Origin of the sequence: Streptomyces sp. NPDC005774 (assembly GCF_042871645.1) — a bacterium.
Taxonomy (GTDB): Bacteria; Actinomycetota; Actinomycetes; order Streptomycetales; family Streptomycetaceae; genus Streptomyces; species Streptomyces pratens.
Map to the genome: position 1 here is coordinate 67524 of NZ_JBIAIV010000039.1, position 9035 is coordinate 76558.

The 9035-nt window shown below is 68.7% G+C and carries 8 protein-coding genes and 1 pseudogene; 5 read left to right on the top strand and 4 right to left on the bottom strand.

The genetic code is table 11. From position 1 onward, the window contains the following. Window positions 1-305 precede the first annotated feature (305 nt). Together ACFYQA_RS28500 and ACFYQA_RS28505 are read right to left on the bottom strand one after the other, a co-directional pair. Complete coding sequence (locus ACFYQA_RS28500) at window positions 306-740, bottom strand: DUF2809 domain-containing protein (RefSeq protein ID WP_388923685.1); 435 nt, start codon at window positions 738-740, stop codon at window positions 306-308. 924 nt (window positions 741-1664) lie between these two features. Continuing rightward, window positions 1665-2915 carry a PEP-utilizing enzyme gene (locus ACFYQA_RS28505; RefSeq protein ID WP_388923656.1) on the bottom strand — a complete coding sequence of 417 codons (1251 nt, stop codon included), beginning with the start codon at window positions 2913-2915 and terminating at the stop codon, window positions 1665-1667. A 120-nt stretch (window positions 2916-3035) separates the two neighbouring features. Between ACFYQA_RS28505 and ACFYQA_RS28510 the strand changes: the two genes are divergently transcribed. Genes ACFYQA_RS28510 through ACFYQA_RS28520 form a run of 3 tightly spaced genes read left to right on the top strand, consistent with a single transcriptional unit; the run spans window position 3036 to window position 5622 of the window. Continuing rightward, entirely contained in the window at window positions 3036-3431 is a 396-nt protein-coding gene (locus ACFYQA_RS28510) for a hypothetical protein (protein ID WP_388923659.1), read from the top strand. Then, window positions 3428-4525, top strand: coding sequence for a phosphotransferase family protein (locus tag ACFYQA_RS28515; RefSeq protein WP_388923662.1), 1098 nt, complete (start codon window positions 3428-3430; stop codon window positions 4523-4525). Before ACFYQA_RS28510 ends, ACFYQA_RS28515 begins: the two co-directional genes overlap by 4 nt. Next, on the top strand, window positions 4519-5622 hold the full coding sequence (locus tag ACFYQA_RS28520; protein WP_388923665.1) for a hypothetical protein: 1104 nt from the start codon (window positions 4519-4521) through the stop codon (window positions 5620-5622). The genes ACFYQA_RS28515 and ACFYQA_RS28520 overlap by 7 nt, the downstream gene beginning before the upstream one ends. Window positions 5623-5806: 184 nt before the next feature. Here ACFYQA_RS28520 and ACFYQA_RS28525 read toward each other — a convergent pair whose 3' ends face one another. Then, complete coding sequence (locus tag ACFYQA_RS28525) at window positions 5807-6196, bottom strand: hypothetical protein (RefSeq protein WP_388923668.1); 390 nt, start codon at window positions 6194-6196, stop codon at window positions 5807-5809. 36 nt (window positions 6197-6232) lie between these two features. Further along, window positions 6233-6913, bottom strand: coding sequence for a TetR/AcrR family transcriptional regulator (locus tag ACFYQA_RS28530; protein WP_386391848.1), 681 nt, complete (start codon window positions 6911-6913; stop codon window positions 6233-6235). Between the two features lie 100 nt (window positions 6914-7013). Here ACFYQA_RS28530 and ACFYQA_RS28535 point away from each other — a divergent pair, with 100 nt between their 5' ends. Both ACFYQA_RS28535 and ACFYQA_RS28540 read left to right on the top strand, forming a co-directional pair. Next, the gene (locus tag ACFYQA_RS28535; RefSeq protein ID WP_388923671.1) at window positions 7014-8600 is read left to right on the top strand and encodes a methylmalonyl-CoA mutase; all 1587 of its coding nucleotides are present in this window, start codon (window positions 7014-7016) and stop codon (window positions 8598-8600) included. Window positions 8601-8846: 246 nt separating this feature from the next. Continuing rightward, a pseudogene (locus ACFYQA_RS28540) lies at window positions 8847-9035 on the top strand (methylmalonyl-CoA carboxyltransferase); the annotation flags it as partial.

The following is a 9035-nucleotide window of genomic DNA, read 5'->3' on the forward strand; positions in this document are numbered from 1 at the left end:
GTGAAGACCTGCCGGTCACCAGCGGTGGACGACACTCCCCCGGCAGACCACCGGTACCGCGTCGTACGCCACCGCGCGGCCGTACTCGTCGAGGGCCGGGCTGCGAGGTTCCCTCTCCTCGGCCGCCACGAAGACGATGCGCCGGCCGTCATGGCTCAGAGACGGCCTGACGACCTGCTGCTTTTCGTCTCTGCCCCGTTGATGGCAACACGGAGCAGCACCGGGAGATCACATCGGGTGGAGAGTTGGGAGGAACCTGCCCGCACGAGCCACCGGCCGCGCCGCCGATCACCGCGAACAATCACTCACAGTGCTGGAGATGTCCGTCCCTGGCCCGCCCTTCGTGAGGCTACGACAAGCCATCCGACCAGCGCGCCGACCGCGTACCAGAACAGGTCCGGTGCGTTGAAGGTGGAACCGAGGATCAAACGGGCAGCAGTGCTGTGCCGGGAGAGCTCTGCCGGCAGTTCACTGAGCTGCAAGAACTCGATCCCCCAACTGACGGCCAGCGCGAGCGCGCCGGCTTTCCATGCCGTCACCCTCGGCGCCACCAGGACGACGAGGGCGACGAGCAGGAGGGTGTACAGGGCGTCCCCGCCGTACTTGGCCACCTCTCCCACCGCCACGGCCCTGAGACCCAGCCCCGCGCCAACGGTCGCCAGCGCGGCCCCGGCCGCCGAAAGACGCATCCGGTTCGTCCCGCTGCCGGCACCTGCACCGGTTCTGGAAGGAGAGGCCATACGATCATTCTGCTGGACGTCTGGTCCTCGCCCCGACAGACGCCCGCCCCACCGGGCTACGGACGCTTGGCCGTGCAGGGCCACCTCACCAATTTTTCGACCGCTGCCGCCGTCGCCCGTGCCCTGCGCCTCCGAAATGTCGACATCCCGGGCCAGGCGGTGCACCCAGCCGCACTCGCGGAACCAGCGCAACACCAGCACGGTCTGGTGTCCGTTCCCGTCGCAGACGGACAGGTCAACCCGCTGGAGACACCGGTGCTGCTCACCTCCACCCTGTCGGCGTTCCGCGTCGCCGATGCCCTCGTCGGCAGGATGCCGCAGCGGCCGGGACGCGAAGAGGTGCGGAGTCTCAATCCCCTCGTGGGGAGTGCGATGACGGCCTCCTTTCCGGCATTCGCGCACGGCCCGGCCACGAGGAGCGTGTTCGGGCCGCCCTCGGCGGAGCGTCCGGCGGGAGGTCGCTGGTACGGGGCACGGTGCGGCCGATGCATGTGGGAATGCCGGGTGAACTCAGCCGGTACCCGTCTGGCGCGGGCCTCGCTCAGGATCAGGACGTGGTGGGGAGGGCTTCGCGACGGATGGTGCCGATCACTCCCTCGCAGCGCACGTTCATCCGCGGCGCCCGGGGTGCGCTGAGCAGCACCTCGGCCTCCTCCGCAGCACGGTGTCCAGATGGAAGAAGTCCGCGGCCACGATGCTGTCGGCCTGCGCGGTCAGGGAATCGCGCCAGGTCGGGCCGGTGCGGCGTGGGGCCGGGCCGAGGCCGGCGGCGTTGAGGATCTCCCACACGGCAGAGGAGACAATGGGGCGCCCGAGCCGGGCGAATTCTCCCTGGACTCTCCGGTGCGCCCACCGCGGGCTCTCGTGCGCCAATTGCATCGCCAGGCACTTGAGAGCGGCCGCGGTGGGCGGGCGACCGCTGCCTCAGGCCTCGATGACGGTGACCGTCGCAGTGGTGCCGTCCACCTCGATGAGCGCGCCGTCCCTGATGCGAGCGGACGCGCGGGTGGCCGAGACCACGCAGGGGATCCCCAGTTCGCGACTCACGATCGCGGCGTGCGAGAACGGGGCACCCACGTCGACCACCACAGCGGCGGCGGGCACGAACAGCGGCGTCCACGCCGGATCGGTGATCGGCGCAACGAGGATCTCACCCGGCTCGAGGGTGGACGCGTCATCCGGCGAGGTGAGCACCCTGGCGCGCCCGCGGGCGACACCGCCGCAGCCGGGCACTCCCTGAATGACCGTGCCGGCCCCGGCCCGCTCGACGGGCCGGTCCGAACGGCGCGGCCAGTTCTCGACCGGATCCGGCTGACCCACCACGACGAAAGGTGGCTCCCGGTCGAACAGGTCCTTGTACACCCGCTCCCGCTCGGCCAGCACCTCGGTGAAGCTGCCCGGGTCGGCGAGGAAGGCGTCCAACTCCTCAGCGAAGAGCATGAAGATCTGCAGCGGCGAGCGCAGCGCACCCGACTCGTGAAAACGCTTGCCCAGCTCCAGCGCGGGCAGGCGCAGCTCGTGCATCAGCATGGCGCAGGACGTGCGGCCGCGTTCCCTGCCACGCAGCCACAGGGCCGCGGCCTTCAGCGCCACCTCGAACTGACCCAGCGCCTCCTCGTTTCCCTCCAGGAGGGCGCGCACCTGTGCCGTGGCCTCTTCGCGCTGTGCGGCCCGCTGAGCGTTCTTGGTGTTGGGCGCCTCGTCGTCGGGTACGTTGCGCATGCGATCCACCGCGGACAGCACGGGCGTGGGTTCGACCCCCCATGTCGTGGCCCGGATCTCCCACTCCGACGGACCGCGAAAGTCCCAGTCGGACAGGAAGGCGTCGAGCCTGTCGGCGAACGCGGCGACGGCCGGGACGGCCGATTCCTTGATCCGCCGGTACAGGTCCTTCAGGGGCACCGACTCGAACAGAGCGGCGACCTCGTGGTCCGCCGCCAGCCGGGACAGCTCCCACATCCCCGTCGACGGCCCGGTGGAATCCACGTCCCCGATGCCGGCGACGAGCGTCAGCGAAAGCTCCGGTCTCCCCACGGCCTCGGCGAGCTGCGCGATCGCGCCCAGCCCGACACCGGACTTGAGGCTGGCCTCGATGTGCCGTTTCAGCAGGGGCCGCAGAACACCCGCGAAGGACGTGATGCGGGCGCGCAGCTCAGCGTCGGTGAGCGCACTCATGTCCGGCCGGGTCTTCCGGATCTCCTCCACGGTCTGCCGGTCGGCGTCGTAGTCCGCGAGGCCGCGGAGCAGGCCGGACGCGATCCGGCCTCGGTCAAGATCTGGTCCTGCTACGCCACGGTGACCGACGAACTCGACGAGCGGACCTTCGTCAAGAAGACCGTCGGCCGCCTGGCCACCTACCTCCAGGTCTACGGCGACCTGCTGGTCTCCACCAACCAGTGGGACCCGGCCCTGCTGGAGCGGTTCCGGACCTCCGACGTCGTCAACGAACTCGGCGGATGGGCCGACGCCGTCGGCACTCCGGAGCAGTACGAACGCATCCGGAAGGTCTTGCCGGCCGAGTGGCTCGACTGTGCCGCCACCGGCACCCCGGCGGAGTGTGCTGACAGGGTCCGCCGCCAGTTCGACCTCGGTGTCGACGGCGTGATCATGCACGGCGCCACCCCCACCGAACTTCGCTCCGTCGTCGAGGCCTACCCGGACACTGCCTCCAAGGCTGGTGAAACCTCATGAACCAGAATGTCGATCAACGCATCGCGACCGTGACGTCCGAGGACCTGACCGCGGTGTTCCGCTCCTCGGGCCGCCTCTCTCCCGAGGAGCGCCTCGGCCAACTGGAGATCACGCCGGTCGGGACCGGCCAGATGGCCGACACCGTCCGCTGCATCCTCACGGATCCGGTCCCGTCACGGATCCCGGCCTCGTGTGTCGTGAAGCTCCCGGTCGGCGAGGGCCAGACCGCCCTGACCGCCCGGACCGCAGGCGTCTATGACCGCGAACTACGCTTCTACCAGGAACTGCTGCCCGAGCTCTCCGGCCTTCAGTGCCCGGAGTTCTTCGGTTCGTTCCTCGTCGACGGCGAGCCCGCGCTCGTCCTCGAGGACATCCGGGACGCCGTCCCCAGCAACCAGATCCTCGGCGCCGTCGGCCATCAGCCCCGGCTCGCGGTCGACCAGCTCGTCAACATCCAGGCCCGGTGGTGGAACGACGAGGCGTTCGGCGCCCAGGACTGGCTGCAGCGCCGGGCAGGAGCCCCGATTCCCGATCGCAGGCGACGCTACCTCGCCGCCTGGGACAAGGTGAAGGACACGGTCGCCGCCGAACTCGAGCCCGGGGCGGCCGAGGTGATCGAGGAGTTCGGTCACGCCTGCGACGCGTGGTCGCAATCCTACGACGGCCCGTTCACGCTGGCACACCACGACTACCGCCTCGACAACATGCTCTTCGCCGATGACCGGGTCTGGCTGCTTGACTGGCAGACCCTGGGGTGGGGTCCGCCGTCGTGGGACCTGGCCTACTTCATCGGGTCCTCGCTGTCGGTCGAGCAGCGCCGCAGCAGCGAGTCCGAACTGGTGGTTCGTCATGCCCGGCAGCTTCGCGACGCCGGTATCGAGGGCTGGACCGACGAAGTGGCGTGGAACTCCTACCGCGCCATGGCCTACAGCACCCTGCTGCTGACCATGCCCGCCGCCGGGGAACTGCGCAGCAACGAGCGCGCCAAGCGGATGTTCACCGCAATGTGGAACCGCACCGCGGCCATGGCCCGTGACCTGGAGTCGCACGAGTTCCTCACTGCCGCAAAGCCTCAGGAGTCCCCCGCATGTTGAGCAGTCACGACGACCATCTCGTCCACCAGACCTCGGCGCCGGTCCTGCAGCCGGCGAACGGCGACCCGGCCTTCTACGAGCGTTACTACGCCACGATGTTCGCCCCGGACGCCTCGGCCCATCTCGGTTTCGGACTCAGTGTCTATCCCAACACCGGAGTGATCGACGCGGCTCTGAGCGTCTCGCGCGACGGCGTGCAGGAATCGGTTTTCGCCTCCGGCCACCTGCCCCCGGACCAACGCGTCTCCCACGTCGGGCCGCTCAGGATCGAGGTGCTCGAATCACTGCGGAGCATCCGGGTGGTCCTCGAGGAGACCGATGGCCTGGCCGCGGACATCACCTTCGTGGCCGAGAGCACGCCGCTCGAGGAGCAGCGGCTGATCCGCACCCGGGGCACGACCGTCGCCTCGGACCGTACCCGTTTCGTCCAGTTCGGCTCGTGGAACGGCTCCTTCAGCATCCACGGCGAGAGGGTCGAGTGCGCCCGCTGGCACGGCGTACGCGATCGTTCCTGGGGTATCCGCCGCCAGGCCACCGCTGCCGATGTCGCCTCGAAGAGCATCAAACCCATCTATGCCGTGTGGAGTGTCCTGCACTTCCCGGACTCGTTCCTCCAGACCACGTTGCACGAGGCACCCGACGGGGTCAGCCACGTCCGGATGGCGATGCGCGCGCCGCGCGTCGCACCCGATGAGGTGCAGATCAACGCACCGGTGGAGCGCACGGACGACGTCCGGGTCGGGATCGCCTACCGCCCCGGCACCCGCAGGCCGAAGACCGCGCGGATCGAGGTCGGTCCCCGTGGCCCGATGCACTTCACCGTCGAGGTGGAGCCCCGTACGACCTTCCAGATGATGGGGCTGGGCTATTACCACCCCGAGCGCGGCCACGGCCGCGACCACGGTGGCGAGTCGGTGGTGCGCGAGAGCTGGAAGCCCGAGGACCTCGATCCGCTCACCCTCAACACGGTGCACGCCCAGCAGCTCTCGGTGGTGCGCCGCTCGGACGGTGTGCAGGGGATCGGTATCTTCGAGCACCTCGCCATGGGCCCGCACCAGCCGAGCGGACTCCCCGAGGGCCTCGCCCCCGCTCAGTAGGGTCGGGGGGCTGGCGCGGTGGCTCCCGCTCCGTTTCCAGCCCCCGCCGCTTCAAACCGTACGTGCGGTTCTCCCGCACACGGTCTTCCGACACCGTTCACCAACTGGCGTGCGCCCTCGCCCTGTGTACGTATACCGGTAAGACGGTAGATGAAGTTTCCCCGTGATCTTGGACATGGTTGATTCACGCCGCGAGGATGTGCTCGGGTCCTGTCCCGTCGTAGCGTTGACGTGTCTCGTGAGGCGTGAGGTGGCCCCGGCGGGGATGTTCGCGCAGGCGCCGTCGGTTGTGGAAAGTCTCGATGAAGATGAAAATGTCGGCCCGTGCAGTGGCACGGCCGGTCCGGACGCGGGTGCCGATTCCCTCCTTGAGGACGGCGAGGAAGCTCTCCGCTGCGGCGATCCGTCCCATGCTCTGTCGCAGCTTCAACTTTTCTACTCGAGTGCGGAATCGAGCTGAGGTGTGCGCAGACCCGCAGTCGGTGTGGGTGATGCAGCCGGGTTCCAGGTGACCCCGGCCGGCGGCCATGTCCAGGGCGTCGACGACGAGGTCGGCGCGGTGGTGATCGGCCATCGAGTAACCGATGTCCGGCCGAGCCGGGCACTTTCGTCACCTGAGCTCGTCCTCGACAAGGCGTCGTAGCGTGGGAATCAACGCGTCGATGTCCTGCCCGGTCCGGAATGCTACGACGGTGGTGCCGCGCCCCGTCTCAGGCGGGGAACCAGGGGCTGGAAAGAGAGCGAGTACCTCGTGCATCGCTCCATCGATCTCTGCGACCGGGTCGGGGGACTCGCCTCGCAGCCATCGGCGGAGCACGTGGTTGTGGGCCGCGACCACGGACGCGGCCATGAGTTCGGCCCTCAGCGAGGCCGACTCGGTGGAGTCTCCCATCCAGTCCGCGATGAACTCGCGGAACAGCCGCTGGTAGCGGGCCACGCTGGCGATCTCGCGGTCGCGGAGGGCGGCGACCTTGCTGGTGAGTGCGTGCCGCCGGCGCGCGAGGTCGCCCTCGTCTAGGTAGTGCAGCAGCACCAGGCGGACTGCGTCGGAGACGGCGACCAGGGCGGTGCTGTGACTCGAGGTCGTCAGCCGGTCCCTGATCTGCTCCAGCAGCCGGTCGTGGTCGGGGAAGATGACGTCTTCCTTGGACCGGTAGTGCCGGAAGAACGTGGTGCGCCCCGTGCCGGCCCGTTCGGCGATGTCGTCGACGGTGGTCTGCTCGTATCCGCGCTCGTCGAAGAGGGCGAACGCGGCGTCCGCGAGTCGGATTCGCGCAGGTGGCTTACTCATGAGCACCCATCCTTCCCCGTCTTACCGCCCGGAGGCCACTTGCCCCCACCGATGGCACCAAGTACCGTTCGAGAGACATTGAGTACCAGAGGAGGTCGACGTGGGTTCCTTGGCACGCAGCGAATCCGGCCTGCCGATTCATCCGGTCCACGACGGCCGGACGCTGACAGACTTCGACGCGGATGCCAAGCTGGGCGCCCCGGGCCAGTTCCCGTTCACCCGCGGCGTGTACCCGTCGATGTACACCGGCCGGCCGTGGACCATGCGGCAGTACGCCGGGTTCGGCACCGCGAAGGAGTCCAACGCGCGCTACCACGAGCTGGTCGGCGCCGGCACCGGCGGCCTGAGCGTGGCCTTCGACCTGCCGACGCAGATGGGCTACGACTCCGACGAACCCCTTGCCCAGGGCGAGGTCGGCAAGGTCGGCGTGGCGATCGACTCCATCGAGGACATGCGCATGCTGTTCCAGGGCCTGCCACTCGACAAGGTGTCGACGTCGATGACGATCAACTCTCCCGCCTCGACGCTGCTCCTGCTGTACCAGCTGGTCGCGGCCGAGCAGGGCGTCGCGGGCAAACAGCTGACCGGGACGATCCAGAACGACGTGCTCAAGGAATACATCGCCCGCGGCACCTACATCTTCCCGCCCAAGCAGTCCCTGCGGCTGACCAGCGACATCTTCGCCTACTGCCATCGAGAGCTGCCGCGCTGGAACACCATCTCCATCTCCGGCTACCACATGGCCGAGGCCGGAGCCACGCCCGCACAGGAGATCGCGTTCACCCTCACCAACGCCAAGGAGTACGTGCGCGCCGCGATCGCCACCGGCCTGGACGTCGACGACTTCGCTCCGCGCCTGTCGTTCTTCTTCGTCGCCCGCACCACGCTGCTGGAGGAAATCGCGAAGTTCCGTGCCGCCCGCCGCATCTGGGCACGTGTCATGCGCGAGGAGTTCGGCGCCAAGAACCCCAAGTCGCAGATGCTGCGCTTCCACACGCAGACCGCCGGAGTACAACTGACGGCTCAGCAGCCGGAAGTCAACCTCGTCCGGGGCGCCCTGCAGGGTCTGGGCGCGGTCCTGGGCGGGACGCAGTCCCTGCACACCAACTCCTACGACGAGGCCATCGCCCTGCCCACCCAGAAGGCAGCGCGACTGGCCCTGCGCACCCAGCAGGTCATCGCCTACGAGTCCGACGTGACCAAGACCGTCGACCCCTTCGCCGGCTCCTACTTCATGGAGGCGATGACCGACGACCTCGAGGCGGCGGCCCTGGAGCTGATCCAAGCCGTCGAGGACCGCGGCGGTGCCGTCGCGGCGATCGAGCAGGGCTTCCAGAAGTCCGAGATCGAACGCTCCGCCTACCTGATCGCACAGGAGATCGACAACAAGGAACGCACCGTGGTCGGTGTCAACACGTTCGCCCTCGACGAGGAAGAACCGTACGAGCCGCTGCGCGTCGACCCGCAGATCGAGCTCGACCAGCGCGAACGCCTCGCCGCCCTGCGCAGGGAACGCGACAACGACGCCGTCGAACGCGTCCTCGACACCCTGCGCACCGCCGCCCAGGGCACCGACAATGTCCTGCCCCCGATACGCGAGGCCCTGCGGCTGCGCGCCACGGTCGGCGAGGTCTCCCACGCGCTGCGCGACGTCTGGGGCGTGTATGTCCCCCACGACACCTTCTGACGCATGAGAGTGGCCCCCTCCGGGAGCCGTTGTCCACCGCTTCCGGAGCATTCCATGACGCTTTCCTACGACCTGCCGCGCCGGTCCCCGCTTTCCACCCCAGGACACTGAGACGCAACGACGTCACGGTGCCCTCCGGCGCGGTACTGACAGCCCACGACAACTCGTTCGCCTGCGGGCCGACGGCGGAACCACTGCCCCCGCGTACCAAGTCTTCGGCCGCATCGGCCAGAAGGGACCCATCCGGTGAGTGCCGAGCCCACAGAGCTGTCCGACCTCGATATTCGTACGACCGCGGGCAAGCTCGCGGACCTCCAGCGGCGCATTCACGAGGCGACGCACGCCGGTTCGGAGCGTGCCGTGGAGAAGCAGCACGCCAAGGGCAAACTGACGGCCCGTGAGCGGATCGATCTGCTGCTCGACGAGGGGTCGTTC

Coding starts and splice junctions, on each gene's coding strand:
- ACFYQA_RS28530 (WP_386391848.1), bottom strand. CDS start 6,913: ATGAGTAAGCCACCTGCGCGAATCCGACTCGCGGACGCCGCGTTCGCC.
- ACFYQA_RS28520 (WP_388923665.1), top strand. CDS start 4,519: ATGTTGAGCAGTCACGACGACCATCTCGTCCACCAGACCTCGGCGCCG.
- ACFYQA_RS28515 (WP_388923662.1), top strand. CDS start 3,428: ATGAACCAGAATGTCGATCAACGCATCGCGACCGTGACGTCCGAGGAC.
- ACFYQA_RS28525 (WP_388923668.1), bottom strand. CDS start 6,196: ATGGCCGATCACCACCGCGCCGACCTCGTCGTCGACGCCCTGGACATG.
- ACFYQA_RS28505 (WP_388923656.1), bottom strand. CDS start 2,915: ATGAGTGCGCTCACCGACGCTGAGCTGCGCGCCCGCATCACGTCCTTC.
- ACFYQA_RS28500 (WP_388923685.1), bottom strand. CDS start 740: ATGGCCTCTCCTTCCAGAACCGGTGCAGGTGCCGGCAGCGGGACGAAC.